This window comes from Rhizobium gallicum bv. gallicum R602sp (assembly GCF_000816845.1).
Lineage (GTDB): Bacteria > Pseudomonadota > Alphaproteobacteria > Rhizobiales > Rhizobiaceae > Rhizobium > Rhizobium gallicum.
In genome coordinates, this window is sequence record NZ_CP006877.1 from 3,800,356 (window position 1) to 3,821,799 (window position 21,444).

General features: G+C 58.9%; 19 protein-coding genes and 1 tRNA gene. 9 read left to right on the forward strand and 11 right to left on the reverse strand.

Going from position 1 to position 21,444, the window contains the following annotated elements; translation table 11 throughout:
- Window positions 1-47 precede the first annotated feature (47 nt).
- The 5 genes from RGR602_RS37320 to RGR602_RS18625 all read left to right on the forward strand — a co-directional run bounded on the left by RGR602_RS37320 (window position 48) and on the right by RGR602_RS18625 (window position 3,868).
- On the forward strand, window positions 48-224 hold the full coding sequence (locus RGR602_RS37320; RefSeq protein WP_022718059.1) for a hypothetical protein: 177 nt from the start codon (window positions 48-50) through the stop codon (window positions 222-224).
- A gap of 4 nt (window positions 225-228) precedes the next feature.
- The gene (xerD, locus tag RGR602_RS18610; protein ID WP_039846304.1) at window positions 229-1,182 is read left to right on the forward strand and encodes a site-specific tyrosine recombinase XerD; all 954 of its coding nucleotides are present in this window, start codon (window positions 229-231) and stop codon (window positions 1,180-1,182) included.
- A gap of 62 nt (window positions 1,183-1,244) precedes the next feature.
- Window positions 1,245-2,201: an acetyl-CoA carboxylase carboxyltransferase subunit alpha gene (locus tag RGR602_RS18615; protein WP_039846305.1), complete on the forward strand. Its 957-nt coding sequence runs from the start codon at window positions 1,245-1,247 to the stop codon at window positions 2,199-2,201.
- Window positions 2,202-2,399: 198 nt separating this feature from the next.
- A complete protein-coding gene (locus RGR602_RS18620; RefSeq protein ID WP_039846306.1) occupies window positions 2,400-3,638 on the forward strand; it encodes a L,D-transpeptidase family protein in 1,239 nt (412 codons plus the stop codon).
- Window positions 3,639-3,643: 5 nt separating this feature from the next.
- Window positions 3,644-3,868, forward strand: a complete 225-nt coding sequence (locus RGR602_RS18625) for a sulfurtransferase TusA family protein (protein WP_039846307.1) — start codon at window positions 3,644-3,646, stop codon at window positions 3,866-3,868.
- Between the two features lie 2 nt (window positions 3,869-3,870).
- On the opposite strand, the gene RGR602_RS18630 is transcribed toward RGR602_RS18625, so the two are convergent.
- Together RGR602_RS18630 and RGR602_RS18635 are read right to left on the reverse strand one after the other, a co-directional pair.
- Window positions 3,871-5,007: a CobW family GTP-binding protein gene (locus tag RGR602_RS18630; RefSeq protein WP_039846308.1), complete on the reverse strand. Its 1,137-nt coding sequence runs from the start codon at window positions 5,005-5,007 to the stop codon at window positions 3,871-3,873.
- Between the two features lie 11 nt (window positions 5,008-5,018).
- Window positions 5,019-6,122, reverse strand: a complete 1,104-nt coding sequence (locus RGR602_RS18635) for a D-alanyl-D-alanine carboxypeptidase family protein (RefSeq protein ID WP_039846309.1) — start codon at window positions 6,120-6,122, stop codon at window positions 5,019-5,021.
- Window positions 6,123-6,272: 150 nt separating this feature from the next.
- Here RGR602_RS18635 and RGR602_RS18640 point away from each other — a divergent pair, with 150 nt between their 5' ends.
- Both RGR602_RS18640 and RGR602_RS18645 read left to right on the forward strand, forming a co-directional pair.
- Complete coding sequence (locus RGR602_RS18640) at window positions 6,273-7,436, forward strand: M20 aminoacylase family protein (RefSeq protein ID WP_039846310.1); 1,164 nt, start codon at window positions 6,273-6,275, stop codon at window positions 7,434-7,436.
- Window positions 7,437-7,508: 72 nt separating this feature from the next.
- Window positions 7,509-7,585: transfer RNA gene (locus RGR602_RS18645), tRNA-Arg, on the forward strand.
- Window positions 7,586-7,621: 36 nt separating this feature from the next.
- On the opposite strand, the gene RGR602_RS18650 is transcribed toward RGR602_RS18645, so the two are convergent.
- The 4 genes from RGR602_RS18650 to RGR602_RS18665 all read right to left on the reverse strand — a co-directional run bounded on the left by RGR602_RS18650 (window position 7,622) and on the right by RGR602_RS18665 (window position 13,431).
- Complete coding sequence (locus RGR602_RS18650; protein ID WP_039846311.1) at window positions 7,622-9,172, reverse strand: SpoVR family protein; 1,551 nt, start codon at window positions 9,170-9,172, stop codon at window positions 7,622-7,624.
- Window positions 9,169-10,446: a YeaH/YhbH family protein gene (locus RGR602_RS18655; protein WP_039846312.1), complete on the reverse strand. Its 1,278-nt coding sequence runs from the start codon at window positions 10,444-10,446 to the stop codon at window positions 9,169-9,171. Before RGR602_RS18655 ends, RGR602_RS18650 begins: the two co-directional genes overlap by 4 nt.
- A gap of 19 nt (window positions 10,447-10,465) precedes the next feature.
- Window positions 10,466-12,409, reverse strand: coding sequence for a PrkA family serine protein kinase (locus RGR602_RS18660; protein ID WP_039846313.1), 1,944 nt, complete (start codon window positions 12,407-12,409; stop codon window positions 10,466-10,468).
- 482 nt (window positions 12,410-12,891) lie between these two features.
- Window positions 12,892-13,431, reverse strand: a complete 540-nt coding sequence (locus RGR602_RS18665) for a DUF992 domain-containing protein (RefSeq protein WP_039846314.1) — start codon at window positions 13,429-13,431, stop codon at window positions 12,892-12,894.
- A 336-nt stretch (window positions 13,432-13,767) separates the two neighbouring features.
- Here RGR602_RS18665 and RGR602_RS37325 point away from each other — a divergent pair, with 336 nt between their 5' ends.
- Window positions 13,768-13,932 carry a hypothetical protein gene (locus RGR602_RS37325; protein ID WP_166677513.1) on the forward strand — a complete coding sequence of 55 codons (165 nt, stop codon included), beginning with the start codon at window positions 13,768-13,770 and terminating at the stop codon, window positions 13,930-13,932.
- A gap of 89 nt (window positions 13,933-14,021) precedes the next feature.
- Here the strand turns inward: RGR602_RS37325 and RGR602_RS18670 are convergent, their stop codons facing one another.
- Window positions 14,022-14,288 (reverse strand): BON domain-containing protein, encoded by a 267-nt coding sequence (locus RGR602_RS18670; protein WP_039846315.1) that lies wholly within the window; start codon window positions 14,286-14,288, stop codon window positions 14,022-14,024.
- A 75-nt stretch (window positions 14,289-14,363) separates the two neighbouring features.
- Window positions 14,364-15,011: a hypothetical protein gene (locus RGR602_RS18675; RefSeq protein WP_052451617.1), complete on the reverse strand. Its 648-nt coding sequence runs from the start codon at window positions 15,009-15,011 to the stop codon at window positions 14,364-14,366.
- A gap of 311 nt (window positions 15,012-15,322) precedes the next feature.
- Here RGR602_RS18675 and dxr point away from each other — a divergent pair, with 311 nt between their 5' ends.
- The gene (gene dxr, locus RGR602_RS18680; RefSeq protein ID WP_039846316.1) at window positions 15,323-16,516 is read left to right on the forward strand and encodes a 1-deoxy-D-xylulose-5-phosphate reductoisomerase; all 1,194 of its coding nucleotides are present in this window, start codon (window positions 15,323-15,325) and stop codon (window positions 16,514-16,516) included.
- A 332-nt stretch (window positions 16,517-16,848) separates the two neighbouring features.
- Here the strand turns inward: dxr and hemA are convergent, their stop codons facing one another.
- The 3 genes from hemA to RGR602_RS18695 form a co-directional block, all read right to left on the reverse strand.
- Window positions 16,849-18,063 (reverse strand): 5-aminolevulinate synthase, encoded by a 1,215-nt coding sequence (hemA, locus tag RGR602_RS18685; protein WP_039846317.1) that lies wholly within the window; start codon window positions 18,061-18,063, stop codon window positions 16,849-16,851.
- A gap of 198 nt (window positions 18,064-18,261) precedes the next feature.
- Window positions 18,262-19,059: an FAD binding domain-containing protein gene (locus RGR602_RS18690; RefSeq protein WP_039846318.1), complete on the reverse strand. Its 798-nt coding sequence runs from the start codon at window positions 19,057-19,059 to the stop codon at window positions 18,262-18,264.
- A 12-nt stretch (window positions 19,060-19,071) separates the two neighbouring features.
- Window positions 19,072-21,417: a xanthine dehydrogenase family protein molybdopterin-binding subunit gene (locus RGR602_RS18695; protein ID WP_039846319.1), complete on the reverse strand. Its 2,346-nt coding sequence runs from the start codon at window positions 21,415-21,417 to the stop codon at window positions 19,072-19,074.
- Between the last annotated feature and the right edge of the window lie 27 nt (window positions 21,418-21,444).

Below are 21,444 nucleotides of genomic sequence, written 5' to 3' on the forward strand. Positions count from 1 at the left end.
GCAAACCCGCTTCTTCATAAAAGAGGCAGAGCTCATGGAGTTGCGAAATGCCGACCCTCTTGCGTCTACTGGCTGTCCTGGCGATGATCGCCGGGGCGATTTATGGCGGGATGGTGGCGCTCGTGACCTTCGTGGAGCCACAGCCGCGCGACGTGACGATCCGCATCCCGTCGGAACGGATCAACCCGCCGGCAACTGGCACGATCAAACCGGCGAAGAAGTGATCCGATGAAGGATCTGAGCCGCGTCCACGTGGAAGCCTTTCTTGAGATGATGAGTGCAGAGCGAGGGGCTGCCGTGAACACGCTGCAGTCCTACGAGCACGATCTGGACGACCTCCATGCATTCCTGAACGGCAAAAGCGTGCGGCTGACCGAAGCGGCCTCCGGCGATCTCGCTGCCTACCTCTCCTCGCTCTCGAAACGGGGCTTCAAGTCCTCGTCCCAGGCCCGCCGGCTGGCAGCCATGCGGCAATTCTACAAGTTCCTTTATGCCGAAGGCCTGCGTGTAGATGACCCGACGGGCGTTCTCGACGCGCCGAAGAAGGCACGAGCTCTGCCAAAGACAATGGGCGTCGAGGAGGTGACGCGACTACTGACCCAGGCCGAAACCGAAGCCAACAATCTTGCGGACGGCCAATTGCAGCGCCAGCGGATGTTGGCGCTTCTGGAGCTGCTTTACGCGACAGGAATGCGCGTCAGCGAGCTCGTTTCGCTGCCGGCACGCGTTCTCGACCAAGAAGGTCGTTTCCTGATCATTCGCGGTAAAGGCAATAAGGAGCGGCTCGTACCTCTATCTCAATCGGCAATCGCTGCACTCAAGGCCTATGGCCGCTCGCTCGCAGAAAAGAACGCCGAGGCGAAGGATCCGATTGATAGTCCATGGCTTTTTCCGGCAGCCTCCAAGGAAGGCTATCTGCCCCGCCAGGTTTTTGCCCGGGAACTAAAAAACCTTGCGATCCGTGCGGGATTGACGCCATCCATGATCTCGCCGCACGTCATGCGTCACGCCTTTGCAAGCCATCTTCTTGCTAATGGCGCCGACCTTCGCGTAGTTCAAGAACTCCTCGGACATTCCGACATTTCGACGACACAGATCTATACGCATGTCCTTGAAGAAAGGCTGCAGCAACTGGTTCAGACGCATCACCCCCTTGCCAAACAGGCGAAAAAGCACGAATAGGACCGGCGACATGGGGCAAGGCCAGCAAGATGCCCCGGGCACAAGGAACGGAAACGCACCTCATGCACAACTATCTCGACTTCGAAAAGCCGATCTCCGACCTCGAAGGCAAGATCATCGAACTGAAGAAGCTCGCTTCCGAAGACGAGAGCATCGACACGTCCGATGAGGTCGGCAGGCTGGAGGTTCGCGTTCGCGAAGCGATGGTCGATATCTATTCCAAGCTCAACGCCTGGCAAAAGACGCAGGTTGCTCGCCATCCGCAGCGCCCGCACTTCGTCGATTACGCTAAAATTCTCTTCCAAGAGTTCACGCCGCTCGCCGGCGACCGCAAGTTCTCCGAAGACGCGGCGATCCAGGCAGGCCTTGCACGCTTTCGCGGCCAGCCGATTGCCGTCATAGGCCAGGAAAAGGGCAGCGATACCAAGAGCCGACTGAAGCACAATTTCGGCAGCGCCCGCCCTGAAGGCTATCGCAAGGCGATCCGCATTCTTGAAATGGCTGACCGTTTCGGCCTTCCGCTCGTCACCCTCGTCGATACCGCTGGCGCTTATCCAGGCGTGGGTGCTGAAGAGCGCGGCCAGGCTGAAGCAATCGCGCGCTCGACGGAAATGTGCCTTGGCGTGAAAGTGCCGATCATCTCCGTTATCATCGGCGAAGGGGGCTCCGGCGGCGCAATCGCGATCGCGACCGGAAACAGGGTCTATATGCTCGAGCATTCGATCTACAGCGTGATCTCACCGGAAGGCGCGGCCTCCATTCTATGGCGAGATTCGACCCGCGCCAGGGAAGCAGCAACCAACATGAAGATCACCGCCGAGGACCTGAAGTCGCTTAGCATCATCGACGGCATCATTCCCGAACCGCTCGGCGGCGCGCATCGCGATCCGGACAGCGTCATCGCCGCCACCGGCGATGTCATCGCCAGCGCCCTTGCCGAACTTTCGCCGCGTTCCGGCGAACAGTTGCGCAACGACCGCCGCCAGAAATTCCTCGCCATGGGCCGGAATCTCGCATAACTCCCGGCATACGTGACCGGATTGCGGCCAAACCTTGGCCACAATAATGTTATCTGTAACAGTCGCGCTTGCGGGATATCCTTGGGCAAGTCATAGGCTGGTAAGAAATTGTGAAGTATATGCCGTCTATGATTCTGGGATCGCCCGGACTCCATGGACGCGGATCGGGTCGTATCGATTTAATGGGCTTGTTGGGAAATGCGCATTCGTCATTTTGCCTATGTTTCGCTGATGGCACTGGCTCTTGCCGGCTGCAACGACGCTTTGGACGTCACCCATACTGATCTGTCGAAGGTCAAGAACAAGGTTGAGCAACCTCTGCCGGCACGTATCCTCGCCGATATGAGGACGAAAGGCATGGACCGCAATTCCCCGATCATGATCCGCATCTTCAAGGAAGAAGGCGCTCTCGAAGTTTGGAAGGCAAAGACGGACAACCGCTTCGACAAGATCGCGGATTACAAGATCTGCGCGTGGTCCGGCCGGCTGGGCCCGAAGGTCAAGACTGGCGACCGGCAGGCGCCTGAGGGCTTCTATAACCTGACGCGAGCGAACCTGAACCCGAACTCCAAATATTATCTGGCGATCAACACCGGCTTTCCGAACCGATACGACGCCGTCAACGGCCGCACAGGCTCGGACTTGATGATCCACGGCGCATGTTCGTCTTCCGGCTGCTATTCGATGACCGACGAGCAGGTTCTGGAAATCTACGCTTTCGCGCGTGATGCCTTCAAGGGCGGCCAGGCAACCGTTCAGCTGCAGGCTTTTCCCTTCCGCATGACGGCCGAAAACATGTTCAAGCATCGCCTGAACCAGAACTATGACTTCTGGAAGATGCTGAAGGTCGGCTACGACAATTTCGAGGTCACCAAGCGTCCGCCGGAAGTGAATGTCTGCGAGAAGAAATATGTCTTCAACCAGCAGTTGGCGCAGGGCAGCGCCGCCTTCAATCCGGCAGGCCAGTGCCCAGCGATGTCCACGCCGCCAGCGCTGGCCTCAGCACTTGCTGCCTATAACAAAACATACGCGACCGACTTCGCCAGGGCCGAAAGGAAGTTCGACGGCATGGCTTGGTACGACCCAACCGAAGCCGAGCGTAAAGCCGTCGTCGCCAAGCAGCGCAAGGGCCGTGAACTCGCTTATGCTCCGACCGGCACGTCGCTGGAGGCAGGCCGCATGGTCAAGGTAGCCGAACTTGAGGAAATGATGTCGAAGCCCGCTGCACCTGCGGCAAATGCGACGGCGACCGCCGCGGCAACACCGGCGCCGGCATCAGCCCCTGCTCAGAACGATGCGACGGCTGTTGCAGCGGTAGCACCTGCCAATGTCCCCGTTCCGACGCAGAACCCTCTGGCCTTCGCGCCGGAACTGCCTCCGCAGGAAACGGCAGAAGCCACCAAGAAGCCGTTCTGGAAATTCTGGGCCAGGAACTGAGCGGCTTGGACGCCTTTTCCTATGACCTGCGGGGCCTGAAATGCCCCCTACCCGTGCTGAAGACCCGCCGCAAGCTTTCTTCCATGACAAGCGGCGCGCTGATTCGGGTAGAAACGACCGACCCGCTGGCTGGGATCGACATCCCTCATTTCTGTAAGGAAGACGGCCACGCGTTACTGGAAACGGTGAAAACCGAAACCGGTCACCGTTTCCTGATCCGCAAGCGATAATCTCAGATCTTCATGCCAGGAATGGCGAGCGGATTGTCGCTGAGAGCCGCGCGATCGGGCGTGTCGATCCGCGGCTTTCCGAGAAATGCATCGAAGAGGTTCTTCACGAAATCCTCCGGCAGATCCTTGGTGATCAGTACCATGCGCGTTCGCCGGTCGACCGGATCCGGCCAGGCCGGAAGGCGCACCGGCGGGTGAAAGATATTCTGCACGCCATGCAGGACCAGGGGCCTCTCCGGCCTGTCCGAAACGGCAACGATTGCCTTCATGCGCAGCAGCTTTTCGCCATGCGCGGAGCGCAATAGGTCGATGAACATCTCGAGCGCCATCGGCTCGATCGGCTTGTCTTCGACAATCGAGAAGGACCGGATCGACGCATCGTGACGGTTCACATCATGGGGATCTTGATGGTCATGACCATGGTGGTGGTGATCGTGGCCATGATGGTGACGATCATCATGCTCGTCTTCGTCGCGAAGCCAGCGGCTGACGTCGGCGATCTTCGTTGCCGGGTTGTATAGACCGTTTACGAAAATCTCCGCGCTACCGGCGGATGCGCTGTCAGCATCCATCGGCACCGCGCGCGGATTGAGGTATCGCAGCCGCGCCTCCAGCACCGACAACAGCTCGGCGGATGCCATCGCCTGCTTCGACACGATGAGGCGATCGGCGACTGCGACTTGCCGGCGCGCCTCCTCGTGATTGGTGAGCGTCTGAAGGCCATTGACTGCGTCAACGACCGTGACAACGCCGTCGAGCTCAAAATTGGTGGCGATAATCGGGTTGCCCATGATCGCCTGCATGACCGGCGCCGGATCGGCAAGGCCGGTAGTCTCGATCACGACACGTTTCACGGGCTTGACCCGGCCGGTCTGCACCGCATCGATGAGGTTTGCCAGCGTATCGACGAGCTCGCCGCGCACCGTGCAGCAAAGGCAGCCGTCAGAAAGCTCGATGATCGCATCTCCCGAGCTTTCGACGAGCAGATGGTCGATGCCGACATCGCCGAATTCGTTGATGATAACGGCGGCATCCTTCATCGCCGGATCCTTGAGGATGCGGTTCAGCAAGGTTGACTTACCGGCGCCAAGAAAGCCGGTCAGGATCGTGACCGGGATCGTGTCGTGATGACTGCTCATTTTCCTTTGCCTTAGAAGGACGTCGGGCGCGGCAGCGGTACCGGCACATTGGCAAGGTCGCCGATTGCCTCGGCCTTTGCCATCTTGTCCGGCTGGACTTCCTGGCCGGGAATGAGGCCGGCAAAGACGTAGCGCGGCTCGTGATCCATTTCCTGGATATAGGGCGACTGCACTTTCATGCGACCGACCTCGTCGCGCGTTTCGCTGCGCACCTTGGCGCCCTTTGCACTGCAGATATCGGCGCTCAAGTCGGTGACCTGATCCTGCCCCAGTCCGTAGGGTTTCAACGAACCCAAGGTATCGACTGCGGGAAACTGTGTCGTAAAGCCCTTCTGCAACAGGTTCGCCGTCGCATCCGCACGCGCCGCGAGGCTGTCTGTGCCCAGAACGACCGAAATGATGGTGCGGCCGTTCCGGGTCGCCGAACCGATCTGGTTGAAGCCCGACGCGCAGATGAAACCGGTCTTCATGCCGTCCGCACCGGCGAAACGGCCGATCAGCAGATTGATATTGGCCGTGTTCGTCTTGCCGTTGGTAAAGCCTTCAAGAGCGAAATAGCCCGCATATTGCGGGAAGTCACGCCGTAACGCGACTGTCAGGACTGCGAGATCGCGCGCCGTCGTATATTGGCCCCTGCCTGGCAGGCCGTTCGGATTGACGAAATGCGAATCCGACATGCCGAGCTTTGCTGCATCGGAATTCATGCGCAGGACAAAGGCATCCTGGGTCCCAGCGACGGCCTCTGCCACGGCAACCGCGACGTCATTCGCCGACTTGATCATGAGGATCTTCAACGCGCTGTCGAGCGTCAGCTTCTGCCCCGGCTTGTAATACATTTTCGCAGCCGGCTGGGCAGCCGCCTGCTTGCTGATGACGATCGGCGTTTCGAGGCTGATCTCGCCGGCGCGGATTGCATTGAACACCGTATAGGCCGTCATCAGCTTTGTCAGCGATGCCGGATACCATTTGCGAAAGGCTTCTTCATGCTCCAGCACGCGGCCGCTTTGGACATCGACGAGGATATGCGGATTGGCCTGCGCCAGCGGAACCGAGAAGAAAAAAGCGGCGGTAGCGGTGGCTGCGAATGAAATCAAACGTTTCTGGCGCGTTGACACGGTTCGTCCCTAAGATGTCCGGAAATCTCGAAAGCTTCACCTATTTAGCTTATATGGCCATGACATGGCAAAGGTCATTGAATAAGTTATTCCGCGGCGCAGCATTGCGCAAGCCGCCGGACAACCCGATTTCGCGACAGGAAGTTACGTATGCCGATTTTAAACAGAGCCGCTGAAATGCAAGCCGAAGTGGCCGAATGGCGCCGCTATATCCACGCCCGGCCGGAGCTTCTTTTCGCGGTCGAAAACACGGCGGCCTTCGTTGCCGGCAAGCTCAGGGAGTTCGGCGTTGACGAAATTGTGACCGGCATCGGCCGCACCGGCGTGGTCGGCCTGATCAAGGGCAAGGGAGAGGGCAGCCGCACGATCGGCCTCCGCGCCGACATGGACGCCCTGCCGATGACGGAGATCACCGGCAAGCCCTGGGCCTCGACGACACCCGGCAAGATGCATGCCTGCGGACATGACGGCCACACGGCAATGCTGCTTGGCGCCGCGAAATATCTTGCCGAGACCCGCAACTTCAACGGCAACATCGCCGTAATCTTCCAGCCGGCCGAAGAGGGCGGCGGCGGCGGCAACCTGATGGTCCAGGACGGCATGATGGAGCGCTTCAGTATCGAGGAGGTGTACGGGATGCATAATCTGCCGGGCCTTCCCGTCGGGCAGTTCGCCACCCGCCAAGGCGCGATCATGGCGGCAACGGACGAGTTCACGGTGACAATCAAGGGCCTCGGCGGTCATGCCGCCCAGCCGCACCGTACGATCGACCCGATTGCGATCGGTGCGCAGATCGTCACCAACCTGCAGATGATCGCTTCGCGCAGTGCTGATCCCCTGCGTTCTGTCGTCGTCTCGGTTACCAAGTTCAATGCGGGTTTCGCCCACAACGTCATTCCGAATGACGCGCAGATCGCCGGCACGATCCGCACGCTCGACGCCGAAGTCCGTGATCTGGCGGAAACACGCTTGAAGCAGATCATCAACGGCCTGGCCGCTGCCCATGGCGCGCAGGCCGATATCAGTTTCCACCGCAACTATCCCGTCACCGTCAACCATGCCACCGAGACCACCCATGCGATTGCCGTCGCCAGCGACATAGCAGGCGCAGCAAACGTCAATCCTGAAATCGATCCGATGATGGGAGGCGAGGATTTCTCCTATATGCTCAACGCCCGTCCCGGCGCTTTCATCTTCATCGGCAACGGCGACAGCGCAGGCCTTCATAATCCGGCCTATGATTTTAACGACGAAGTCATTTCCCACGGCATCTCTTATTGGGTCCGCCTTGCCGAACAGCGTTTGGGCGCGTGAAAATCTATACGCGATAAGAGCCTCAAAAAAGCTTGGCTTCCCGCCAAGCCTTTTGTATGCATGGCACGGAGTGGTCCCGTAGCTCAGCAGGATAGAGCATCAGATTCCTAATCTGGGGGTCGCGCGTTCGAATCGCGCCGGGATCACCAAAACATTCCGAGGAAGCCCTCGATACGGATAGTGCATCACTGAATGGGCCTGCGAGGGCTGGCGGTGTGTTCCTTCACCACTTCATTTGAACTATCGATTTCCTGAAGCAAGACGTCATAGCCCCAAAGATTGGCGAGATGCTGCAGGACGAGCTTCGTATCGGCCTCCTGAAGAAACCAATCATTCGTGACATTGTGGCGCAAGAGAAGGCGGCGGTCACCGGCAAGATCGACATCGACGATGTCTATTCCCGGGTCGATCCAGCCGATGTCGTATTCGCGGGAAAGCTGACGGCGGATGCGCCGATAGCCGCGTTCGTCGTGGATTGCCGAAACCAGAATTCCTTCTTCCTGCTCCGGGTCGTCGTAAAGATGGAAAAGGCGCAACTGGCGGATCAGGTTGGGGCTCAGGAACTGATTGATGAAACTCTCGTCCCGATAATCGGCCCAGATGTCACGCAGCACCGACATTGCATCGCCTTGTCCGGCAATGTCCGGAAACCACGCCCTGTCCTCTTCCGTCGGTGCCGTCACGATCCGCTCGATATCCTGCATCATTGCAAAACCCAGCGCATAGGGATTGAAGCCCGAGAAGCGACGATCGTCGTAGTTTGGCTGGAACACGACATTGGCATGTGATTTCAGGAATTCGAGGAAGTTTCCGTCGCTGATCTGCCCGCGCTCGTGAAGCCTGTTCATGATCCGGTAGTGGACGTAGGTGGCCGTTCCCTCATTCATCACCTTGGTCTGGCGCTGCGGGTGAAAATACTGCGCGACATGGCGGACGATGCGCAAAATCTCACGCTGCCATGGCTGCAGCAATGGTGCTGATTTTTCGAGGAAATAGAGGATGTTGTCCTGAGGAAGGCCAAGGGCGAGGCGCCGCTTCTCCAGGCCGACATCGGCTGCCGTGCGCTTCTTGCCGGTGGGAACAGTGCGCCAAAGATCGTTGAACACCTGCTCTTCGTGGACCCGGCGCTCCTGCTCCCGCCGCTCCTCGTCACGAAGGTCGACCTTCGTCTTGCCGGCGTGCCGATGCACGCCATGCGACATTAGCGCGTGCGCGGCATCGAGCGTGCGCTCGACTTCGACTTCGCCGTAGCGCTCCTCGCAACGGGCGATGTAGCTCTTGGCGAAATTGAGGTAGTCGAGGATGCCATCGGCATCCGTCCAGAGTTGGAAGAGATAGTTGTTCTTGAAGAAGTGATTATGTCCGAACGCGGCGTGCGCGATAACTAAGGTCTGCATCGTCGCCGAGTTTTCCTCCATCAGATAGGAGATGCAGGGCGAACTGTTGATGACAATTTCATAGGCAAGGTCGCGCATCCCGCGACGGTAGAAAGCCTCGTGATGGGCGAAATGCTTGCCGAAGGACCAATGGCGGTAGAAGAGCGGCATGCCGGTCGACGAGTAGGCATCCAGCATCTGTTCCGAAGTGATGACCTCGATCTGATTTGGGTAGACATCCAGGCCAAGTTCGCCGAGCGCGATCTCCTCGCAGGCGTCATGAACGCGCTGGAGCGTTGGAAAATCCCAGTCGGCGCCGTTAAACAGCAACCGCTGCTTTGACATCGACGTGGTCGTCATGGCGCCACCTTCGACTGTGCATCACGTTTCTGGAAGAGATCGTGGAAGACCGGGAATATTTCGTTGCGCCGACACACTTTGCGCATGGACAGGGGCACCTGTTCGGCACGGATCCCTTCGTAAAGCGTCCAGAGCGGTGAGCGGGACACGGAGGAGTCGCTGTCTTCCTCGCCGACCTCGATATAGGCGAAATACTGGCACAGCGGCAAAATCTCATGACGCAGCAGTTGCCCTGTCATGGTGCCGTCCGAATAGGAGTTGTCACCATCGGAAGCCTGGGCGGCATAGATGTTCCACTCTGCCGGATCGAACCGCGCCGCGACAATCGTGCGCATCGCCGCAAGTGCGCTTGATACCAGCGTACCGCCCGTCGCCGGACCATAGAAGAAGGTTTCCTCGTCGACTTCTTCGGCTTTGTCCGTATGGCGGATGAAGACGATCTCGACCTTCTTGTAGCGCTGCGACAGGAAAAGGTAGAGCAGCAGGTAGAACCGCTTCGCAAGATCCTTCATATGCTCCGACATAGAGCCGGAGACGTCCATCAGGCAGAACATGACGGCCTTCGCCACCGGTTTCGGCTCGCTTTCGAAGCGGCGATAGCGCACATCGAGCGGATCGATATAAGGAATGCGCCGGCTTTTTTCCGTCAACGCTTTGAGTTTAGCCTCAAGAGCCAGGCGCTTCTCGTCGTCTTCGCATTCGCCGATCTCACGCCGAAGTGCCTCCATCTCCTGGATGCGCGGGCGGCGAAGCGCGATCCGTCGCATCATCGCCATCCGAGTCGTGCGGCCGACGGCAATGTTGGACGGTGAACCGGATACCGAATAACCGGCCCGCACAGGGCTTTCTTCCTCAGTTTCCGTCAGCCGCCGCTTGGCGAGATCGGGCAGTTCCAGATCATCAAGAAAGACGTCGAGGAACTCCTCGCGCGTCAGCACGAAGCGGAAACCATCCTCGCCGTCGCCTTCACCTGCTTCCTTCGGCCTGCCGCCGCTCCTGCCAGGCGGCCGCGGGATGATGTCCCCCTCAACGAAGGCTCTGTTTCCCGGCAGAATTTGATCGCTGATGCCGCCCTCGCCCCGGCGGAAACCCGGCTCTGTCAGGCCGTCAATCGGCAGGGTGATTTCGCCACCGTCGAGCACGTCCCGAATATTACGGCTTTGCAGAGAACGTTTCACCGCCTGCTGCACGGCGCTTTTCGCGCGCCGAAGAAACCGTTGACGATTTTCCAAGCTTTTACCGCGCGGATTGAGCCGGCGGTCGACAATGTGCATGATAGCTCCCGCGTGAGCGTTAACTTGCCTGCTTAACGCGCATGTACCATTCCACTAGGCGCCGAACCTGTCTTTCGGTGTAGCCGCGCGTGGTCATGCGCGAAACGAATTCACTGTGTTTCTTTTCGGCTTCGCCGTCCTTCTTTGTGCCGAACGAAATAACTGGCAGCAGGTCCTCGACTTGCGAGAACATGCGTTTCTCGATCACCTCCCTGATCTTTTCATAGCTCGTCCAAGACGGGTTTTTCCCGCTGTTGTTTGCACGCGACCGCAAGCAGAACTTGACGATTTCGTTTCGGAAGTCCTTCGGGTTGGCGATACCCGCGGGCTTTTCAATCTTCGTCAACTCCTGATTGAGCAGTTCCCGGTCGAGAAGCTGGCCGGTATCCGGATCCTTGAAGTCCACATCCTCGATCCAGGCATCGGCATAGTCCACGTAGCGATCGAAAAGATTCTGTCCGTAATCGGCATAGGATTCCAGATAGGCTTTCTGAATCTCGTTGCCGATGAACTCCGCATAGCGCGGTGCGAGTTCGGCCTTGATGAACTCCATGTAGCGTTTCTCGATCTCGTCAGGAAACTGCTCGCGGCGGATCGCCTGTTCCAGAACGTACATCAGATGAACCGGATCGGCCCCCACTTCGCTCGTGTGATGATTAAAGGTCGAAGCGAGCACTTTGAAGGCGAAACGTGTCGATATTCCGTCCATTCCCTCGTCAACGCCGCCTGCATCCCGATATTCCTGGACACTACGGGCTCGCGGATCGGTCTCCTTGAGGCTTTCGCCGTCATAGGTGCGCATCTTGGAAAAATATGTCGAGTTTTCATGCTTTCGCAAGCGCGAAAGCACCGAAAAGCGCGCCAGCATTTTAAGCGTCCCCGGTGCACAAGGAGCATCCGCGAGTTCCGACCCTTCGATCAGTTTCTCGTAGATCTTCTGCTCCTCGGTGACCCGGAGGCAATACGGCACCTTGATGACGCAGATGCGGTCGATGAAAGCTTCATTGTTCTTGTTCGCCTTGAAACTCTGCCATTCGGCCTCGTTGGAATGCGCAAGAACAATGCCCGAAAAAGGAATGGCGCCGATATTTTCGGTACCAATGTAATTTCCCTCCTGCGTCGCTGTCAGCAGGGGATGCAACATCTTGATCGGCGCCTTGAACATCTCGACGAATTCCAGCAGGCCCTGGTTGGCGCGGTTGAGCGCGCCGGAATAGCTGTAGGCGTCCGGATCATTCTGGGAATAGGTCTCAAGCTTGCGGATATCGACCTTGCCCGCCAGGGAAGAAATATCCTGATTGTTCTCGTCGCCCGGCTCGGTCTTGGCGATGGCGATCTGGCGCAACCGCGAAGGCTGCATTCTGACGACGCGGAATTGGGAAATATCGCCACCGAACTCGTCAAGCCGCTTCAGGCACCACGGGCTCATTAGCCCGGTCAGCCGCCGCGTCGGAATGCCGTATTCCTCAAGGAGCAGCGACCCCATTGTGGCTGGATCAAAGAGGCTGAGCGGACTTTCAAAGACCGGACTGACCTCCTCGCCCGCCTTCAGCACAAAGATCGGATGGACTTCCATCAACTGCTTTAATCGTTCAGCTAGCGACGACTTGCCGCCGCCGACCGGACCGAGCAGATAAAGAATCTGCTTACGCTCCTCGAGCCCCTGTGCGGCATGTGTGAAGAACGAAACGATACGCTCGATCGTCTCCTCCATGCCGTAAAAGCCAGTGAAGGCCGGGTAGGTCCGGATCGTCCTGTTCATGAAGACCCGGCCGAGACGTAGATCCTTGGCGGTGTCCAATACCTCCGGTTCGCCTATCGCTGCAAGGAGACGCTCCGTCGCGTTGGCATAGGCAAGCGGCTCCTGCTTGCAGAGCGACAAGTATTCTGTGATGGACATCTCAGTTTCGCGTCGCGTTTCATAGTTACGCGTAAACGCATCGAACACGGATTCATTCAGCATGGGCCCTCCATTCAAGGTTTATGCCACAGGCTCCCGAAATAGCCGTACCACCGCAATGGAAACAACATTTCGTTGAGAATCAATATGTTTCGTGAATTGATTGGACACCTGTCGGCCGTCTATAGCAATGCACAAAAATGTGCATCCATCGGTCGTTTTGGCTCCAATCAAACTAACTATACTATATCCTAATTCGTAAGGCGCCAGTGCGATATCAGCACATTTCAGGACGTGACATGAGGCCGCAAAGGGCTTCTAATGCCGCTGCTGCTGATTCCCGCGCGCGGAAAATCGAAAGATTCCACGCTTGACCGGTTGCGCTTACGATTTTGATTTTCCCACGAGCCGGCATAAACAGCGCGAGACCGCGAGCCTTACACGCTCCAGCGGACGCTTTTGCTATATTTGCCGAATCAACCATCAAACTCCTCATCCAAGCTTGGCGCCCCTTCCGATGACGAAAGGGGCCCTAATGCAATTTGTCAGGCCGGGGTTAGCGTCATCGACGCGCCGGCCGCTGCAATATTGAGACCGAGCTGGCCTGTTACGCTGAGAGGCTGGAGATGGATCGATCCCGCGGTACCACCGACCAAGACATTCGCACCGACACCGGCGCCAAGCGTGGCTTCAGCCACGGCGCCGACATAAAGGCCACCGAGCGAGCCGCGATGATAGCCGGCAGTCGGCGCGAAGACAGCCCAAATGAGGCGGCTGCGCGTCGTAAAGCCGAGATCCACACCGAGTTTTCTGATATCGCCGGTATAGTGATCGGAAATCTCCTGACCAACACTCGAAGAAAAAACGCAGTCGGCCTCCTTCGCTGAACCGAGCACGTAGCCGAGGCCCCCACCGACATCGCATGTCAGGAGGCCAATCTTGACCCCACCGCGTACGTCCGGCTCTTGGTAGCCGCGTGCGTCTGGCTCTTGGTAGCGCCGGATCGTGTCAGCTGCGTATGCAGCCGTCACGCAGGCTTGAGCCAGTGACGCTGCGGCAACTATCATCGCAATGGACTTTTTCATCATGGTCTCCTTACTCAAATTATGGCTATGGCATTGGGTTCAGCCGGCGAAGAACAAACTCTGAAACACATAACGTGCGTCGTCGAAGAATGATCCCAACTGTCTCCCCCTTATCTGCATGTCATGGCGCCGTGCCTTGGTTGCATGTTGCGGACAGCCAACACTGCTCCCATCGCAAACCGACATTTCAAAGGCGCAGCCTAAATCGGCCCGGGTCGGCGTCCTTTTCTCCCGACAAGTGGCGGAAAAGCGACAGCGAGCAAATGGCGCCCGATATCGTCTTTGGGAACTTTGAAATCGGGCTGGCGTTGAGGGCGAAACAGGGAGTGTTTCGTCATGCGTACCAAGATGACCATCGTTGCGATAGCTTACGTCGTGATCAGTGGCCTGTTGCTTTTAATCGCTCATCAGTCGTCCGGCCCAGTCACCACAGAAAAGACCGACCGCGCGGGCGGCGCAGACAATGGCTCGGTATTCCTTAGCGAGCGCTTTGCCGGCTGAATCAGCAAATGCAATGTAGGCCCCACATGCCAGCGGTCCAACTGCCGAGTACCAATCTTTCGTCCTGGTTTATGGTGTTGCGTGCGCATTCAACCAAGCAGGATCCGGTTCCGAACAGCACGTACGCCCTGAACGTCTCGCGCGACGGCCGTCGCGCGTTCGATTTCATCGGCAGTACCAACCGAGCCGGTCAGTACGATGTCGTCGCCTTCGGCCGTTACTTCGACGTCTGAAGCGTCGATGCCGCCAGCTGTCGCAAGCGCGCCAGCCACTGCCCTTTCAAGCGATGCATGATCGACCGACACCGCTTCGATTCCAGGCTGCTTCCCGTGGAATGTAGCCTTCTTGAAAACCATGATCGTTCCTCCTGTTGGATTGCAGAGAAACGCAAAGGCAACCGGCTTTGTTGCAGCCGTCGATCTCGTGATCGCCTACCAGCTTACCCGGTAGTTGACATTGACGCTGGCTGAGCGTTCCGACGAAAGCGGATCGGTCACCGAAGCATTGAGATTGAGGTTCGGAAGAACAGTCTGGCTGACGCCCACTGAACTCGAAAAATCCTTGCCGAAATCCGTCACGCTGCTTCCTGCCGAAATTGACGTTCCAGTCCATGGATAGATCAGTTTCAGCGCCTGGGTTGCCGTCACCGACGTCTGACGTGTTTCGACGGCAGCGTAGCCGACGCTGACAGCCCGGCTTGTCTGCAGGTCGAGCGAGTCAGAGAGAATAAAACTGCGCGAGCGGCTCAGCATCAGCGAACCACTGCCGCGCAACGTATCGATCCGGATGCTTGCATCCTGTTGCGCTTTGCCTGCCGGCGTGACGCGCGCCTTTGTGATCTTTCCCCAAAACGTCGCTTGTTCGGAGCCGGGCTGGATGGCCTCGCCCTCGGTCGATGCGAGCGCCAGGTCGGCGCCGGCGCTCGTTTCCCATTCGAACGGAAGGCGAAAACCCATCGTCGCCTTGTAGGACTGCTCGGAAACCCGCACTGGTGCCCAGATCAAAAGATTGTCCGCCTTGGCCGGAAGGGGCCCCAGAAGGCATAGGCCCGACAATAGTATTTTCTTCAACGTCGTCATCAAATCCAATCGCACTCAGCGCGCACCGCGCAAAAACCCGCTGATGCGCTTCCACGCATCCTTTTAACTCCTCCCGATTTGTGAACTGGCCCGGCATCTGATGCCATTTGCCAATGCAGCGCGACATCAGTCGTCGGCGACTGCAGAACAACTGCGGAGTTAAATTCCGCAGGAATTGTTATAAGGATCACATCCGAAGCCCATCGTGTAAACCACTCAACGGTAGAAAAGTGCTGCACTGCACACTTGCCGCCCATTTCAAAGCCTTGTAGAGCCAGAGGCTAATGGGAAATCTTCGGCAAAAAACCCGCATGACGACCGGCACAAACGCGCCGCGGCGCCTCAGCATCTTCGGTTCAACGGGCTCGATCGGACAAAATACGCTCGATGTCGTCCAGCAGCTGGGCGGCCGTGAGAGCTATGAAATTTCGGTGGTGACCGGAAATGAAAATATTGAGCTTCTTGCGCAGCAGGCAAGATCGACCGGCGCCCGGCTGGCAGTCACCGCAAGCGACAGCAGATACAGATCTCTGAAGGCCGCGCTCTCGGGCAGCGGTATCGCCGTCGCAGCCGGTGCTCAAGGACTAGCGGAAGCCGCCGACATCGAAGCGGACTGGGTCATGGCCGCGATCGTCGGCACGGCGGGGCTGGTGCCGACACTGGCGGCAGCGCGCAAGGGTGCGGCGATCGCGCTGGCAAACAAGGAGTGCCTTGTTTCAGCAGGCGATCTCTTTGTCGAAGCGGTGCTGAAGGGGGGCGGGCTGTTGATCCCGGTCGATAGCGAACATAGCGCCATTTTCCAGTCGCTTGACGAAAATCAGCGGCACGCCGTCGAACGGATCATCCTGACGGCATCAGGCGGCCCTTTCCGCACCTGGTCGCGCGCCGAGATGGCGAATGTGACTGCGGCAACCGCCCGCGCCCATCCGAATTGGTCGATGGGCTTGAAAATCTCCATCGGCAGTGCCTCGATGTTCAACAAGGCACTGGAGATGATCGAGGCTAAGCACCTCTTCTGTGTCCGCCCGGACCAGATCGAGGTGGTCGTGCATCCGCAATCTATCGTCCATTCCATGGTCGGTTATACCGATGGATCCATCATCGCCCAACTCGGCAGCCCGGATATGCGAACGGCGATCGGCTATGCGTTGGAATATCCTCGCCGGCCGAAGCTGAATGTCGAGCGCCTGGATTTCGCAAAGCTCTCTCGTCTGGACTTCGAAGCGCCGGACGAAAAGCGTTTCCCCGCTCTCAGGCTTGCGCGCACGGCATTGGAGCGAGGCGGCTTGCAAGGGGCAATCATGAATGCTGCTGAGGAAGTGGCCTTTCATGCCTTCGTCGACGAACGGATCGGCTTCCTGCAAATGGCCGATATTGTCGAAGCCGTTATGGACAGGATGGCCGGCACGGGCGGCGCGCACACTATGGATGACGTCTTTGCGGCCGACGCTGAAGCGCGCAGGCTTGCTGCCGAACTGGTTGCGCTCAACGAAAAAGCCGCCTGACGGCAGGCCGCCGATTGGCGGCCTCGACCAGCGCGAACGCAAGTGCACAATCGCAACGACGTGCGCAGCGACTGCAATGGGACGTCGAAAGCGCTGCTGGCCGAATTCGAAACGGCTGTCGATTACACATGCCTGTTGCGATGATAAACACCGGTGAGTGGCTACCATGAGATCCAGACCACCGCGGTCGTCCGCCATCCGTATCTTCGGAGCCGCAAGGCCAGCAAGGGCGAACTAATGGGCGCAAGGAGCGGCCTGTTGCGGCATTCTTATCCCACAGCCGGACAGCGACCTCGCGCTGTTCTTCCCGATGACCACGAAGCCAATCGATTTTATGCGACCTGCCTTGCGAGCGCGCAGCGCGACCAGAGGGAGTGGAGTGCTGCGACCAGCTGTTCGATGTCGGCATCGGAATGCAGCGGCGTCGGGGTGATGCGCAGCCGTTCGGTCTTCTTCGGCACCGTCGGATAGTTGATCGGCTGGACATAGACGCCGAAATTGTCGAGCAGCAGATCCGAGATCCATTTGCACTTCGCCGCATCGCCGACCAAGACCGGCACGATGTGGCTCGGGTTCGGCATATGCGGGATGCCGCGCTGGTCAAGCAATGATCTCAGCTTGCGCACCCGGTCCTGATGGCGGGCGCGCTCGAACTGGCTGACTTTCAGGTGCTGGATCGAGGCCACCGCACCGGCAGCAAGCGCCGGCGGCAGCGCCGTCGTGAAGATGAAGCCGGAGGCAAACGAGCGGATGAAATCGCACAGCGCCGTTGAGGCGGCGATATAGCCGCCCATGACGCCGAAGGCCTTGCCGAGCGTGCCTTCGATGATGGTCAGCCGGTCCATCAGCCCCTCGCGCTCGGCAATGCCGCCGCCGCGCGGACCATACATGCCGACGGCATGCACTTCGTCGAGATAGGTCATCGCGCCATATTTGTCGGCGAGATCGCAGATCTCCTTGATCGGCGCGATATCGCCATCCATCGAATAGACGGATTCGAAGGCGATCAGCTTCGGCGCCTTCGGATCGGCGGCCGCAAGCTTGGCTTCGAGATCGGCGACGTCGTTGTGCTTCCAGATCACCTTGCCGCATTTCGCATGGCGGATGCCTTCGATCATCGAGGCATGGTTCAGCGCGTCGGAGAAGATGATCAGCCCGGGGATCCTGGCGCCGAGCGTGCCGAGCGACGCCCAGTTGGAGACATAGCCGGAGGTGAAGATCAGTGCTGCTTCCTTGCCGTGCAGATCGGCCAGCTCGCGCTCGAGCAGCACATGGTAGTGATTAGTGCCAGAGATATTCCGGGTGCCTCCCGCACCCGCGCCACAGTGGTCGATGGCGTTCTTCATCGCCTCGATCACCTTCGGGTTCTGGCCCATGCCGAGATAGTCGTTGGAACACCAGACGGTAACGTCCTTCTGACCGTCAGCCGTGTGGCGCGTGGCGCGCGGAAAGTTGCCGCGATGACGCTCGAGATCGGCGAAAACCCGATAGCGGCCTTCCTTGTGAAGCCCGTCCAGCTCGCTCCTAAAAAATCCTTCGAAATCCATGCATGTGCTCCAGTATCGCGCGACGGTTTTGCTGAGCGGACGATCGCGCGTCAACCCTTACTTCACGCTTTAGCACCAACTGCGGCAAATGGCCCATATTTTTGAATGATTCCAGATAAAAAATTGCGCGAATCTCGCTGATCCGGAGCGCGTTCTTACACAATTGATGGAGCCGGCAAGCCGGCTCCGCTCGATATGTTAGCCCGCTGCGGCAACGGCGCGCTTCGCCATCACCTTCACCAGATTAGCGCGATATTCCGCGCTGGCATGCAGGTCCGACATCAACGCGGCCGGATCGACATCGACGCTCGTGACCGCATCCGGCGACCAGTTGGCGCCCAGCGCCTGCTCCATCGCAGATTGGCGAAAGACGCCGCTGGAGCCCGCACCAGTGACGGCGACGCGCACGCCGCCGGATCCCTTCGCAACGAAGACGCCGGTCATGGCATAGCGGGAAGCCGGATTCGCAAACTTGGCGTAGCCGGCCCTCTCCGGCGCCTCGAAGCTGATCGCTGCGATCAGTTCAGCCTCCTCAAGCGCCGTTTCGAAAAGACCGGTGAAGAAATCGTCGGCTGCGATCTCGCGTTTATTCGTGACGATACGGGCATTCAGCGCCAGCATCGCAGCCGGATAATCGGCAGCAGGATCGTTATTGGCGATTGAACCGCCGATGGTACCCATATGCCGCACATGCGGATCGCCGATCCGTCCGGCGAGGTCGCACAAGGCTGGGCAGATTGCGCCGATTGCGGCAGAAGACGCCACTTCCGCATGTGTCAATGCCGCGCCGATCCGCACCTTGCGGCCTTCGACCTGGATACCTTTCATCGCCTCAATGTGGCGTAGATCCACCAGATCGCTTGGCGCGGCAAGCCGTTGCTTCATCGTTGCGATCAAAGTCATGCCCCCGGAGACATATTTGCCCTCCGATGCGCCCGTGATCATGCTCACGGCCTCATCGACTGTCGAGGCGCGGTGATAATTCGTTTGATACATGGCCGTTCCTCCTCAGTGGGTTGCTCGCGCAGCCATCCACACCTTCTGCGGCGTGGCGGGCATCGTCAGCATGTTGTTGCCGATCGCATCCGTGATCGCATTCATCAGCGCCGGCGGCGAGCCGATCGCGCCCGCCTCGCCGCAGCCCTTGACGCCCAGCGGGTTGCTCGGACACGGGGTGTTTTGATGCGACAGATCGAAGGATGGCAGGTCGTCGGCACGCGGCATGGCGTAATCCATGTAGCTCGCGGTCAAAAGCTGGCCGCTCTCGTCGTAGTGAACGCCTTCAAGCAGCGCCTGGCCGATGCCTTGGGCAAGGCCACCATGGACCTGGCCCTCGACAATCATCGGGTTGATGATATTGCCGAAGTCGTCGGCAGCGACGAACTGCACGATTTTCGTCGTGCCCGTTTCGGGATCGACTTCGACCTCGCAGATGTAGCATCCCGCCGGGAACGTGAAGTTCGACGGATCATAGAAGGCCGTCTCCTTCAGACCCGGCTCCATTCCGGCAGGCAGATTGTGGGCGGTGTAGGCGGCAAGCGCTACCTGGAACCACGGCAGCGTCTTGTCCGTGCCCGCCACCTTCAGCTCGCCGTTTTCGATCACAATATCGCTCTCATCCGCCTCCATGAGGTGCGCGGCAATCTTTTTCGCCTTGGCCTCGACCTTGTCGAGCGCCTTGGCGACGGCCGACATGCCAACGGCACCGGAGCGCGAACCATAGGTACCCATGCCCATCTGCACCTTGTCGGTATCGCCGTGAACGATGGAAATGCTATCGATCGGCACGCCGAGCCGGCCCGCAACGAGCTGTGCGAAAGTCGTTTCATGTCCCTGGCCGTGGCTATGCGACCCGGTCAGGACCTCCACGGTACCGACGGCATTGACCCGCACCTCGGCGGACTCCCAAAGGCCGACACCGGCGCCGAGGGAGCCGACCGCCTGCGACGGAGCAAGCCCGCATGCCTCTATATAGCAGCTCATGCCGATGCCGCGCTTCATGTCACGCTGGCTAGCCTCCTCCTTGCGCGCGGCAAAGCCGTTCCAATCGGCCGCCTGCATCGCCGCGTTGAGCGAAGCTTCATAATCGCCTGCGTCGTAGTTCAAAATGACCGGCGTCTGGTGGGGGAACGAGCGGATGAAATTCTTACGCCTGAGTTCAGCAGGCGAAATGCCGAGCTCGCGCGCCGCCGTTTCCATGGTCCTTTCGAGGAGATAGGTCGCCTCCGGCCGCCCCGCCCCGCGATAGGCGTCGACAGGCGCGGTGTTGGTATAGACCGTACGCACATTGGCGTGGATTGCCGGTATATCGTACTGGCCGGAAAGCAGCGTCGCGTAGAGGTAGGTCGGCACGCAGGACGAAAACAGCGACATGTAGGCGCCGAGGTTGGCGATCGTGTCGACCTTCAGTGCCGTGATGCGATTGTCTGCATCGAAGGCCATTTTGACCTTGGAGACGTGATCGCGGCCGTGCGCATCCGTGAGAAAGGCCTCCGTGCGGTCTGCAGTCCATTTCACCGGCACGCCGGTCTTCTTCGATGCCCAGAGACAGACGATCTCCTCCGGATAGATGTAGATCTTGGAGCCGAAGCCGCCGCCGACATCCGGCGCGATCACCCGCAGCTTGTTTTCCGGCGCCACGTTGTAGAAAGCGCTCATGACCAGCCGCGCCAGATGCGGATTCTGGCTGGTGGTGTAGCAGGTATAATGGTCGTCGCCCGCATCGTAGATGCCGAGCGTGGCGCGCGGCTCCATCGCATTGGGGGAGAGGCGGTTGTTGACGATATCGACCTCGATCACATGTTCTGCTTGCGCAATTGCCTGGTCGGCAGCGGCAGCGTCGCCGATCTCCCAGTCGAAAATCAGATTATTGGCCGCTTCCGGATGGATTTGCGGCGCACCGGGTTTTAGAGCATCGACCGCCTCGATCACAGCCGGCAGTTCCTCGTAGTCGACAACGACTGCTTCTGCCGCGTCGCGCGCTTCGTCGAGCGAATCCGCTATGACGATCGCAACAGCATCGCCCACATAGCGCACCGTCTCCACCGCCAACGGGCGCCACGCGCCCATTTTCATCGCCGAACCGTCCTTCGAATGGATCATCCAGCCGCAGATGAGGTTGCCGATGCCGTCAGCGAGCAATTGCTTGCCGTCCAGCGCGTCGATGACGCCAGGCATGGCTTTCGCAGCGGAAATATCGATGCTCTTGATTTTGGCATGCGCATGCGGACTGCGAACGAAATAGCCGTATTTCATGCCGGGCACGACCATATCGTCGGTATAGCGGCCCTTGCCGGTTAAGAACCGCTTGTCTTCCTTGCGTGCGACGCGTGCACCAACTCCTTCGACACCCATGATGTCCTCCCAATGGGGTTTTGGTCT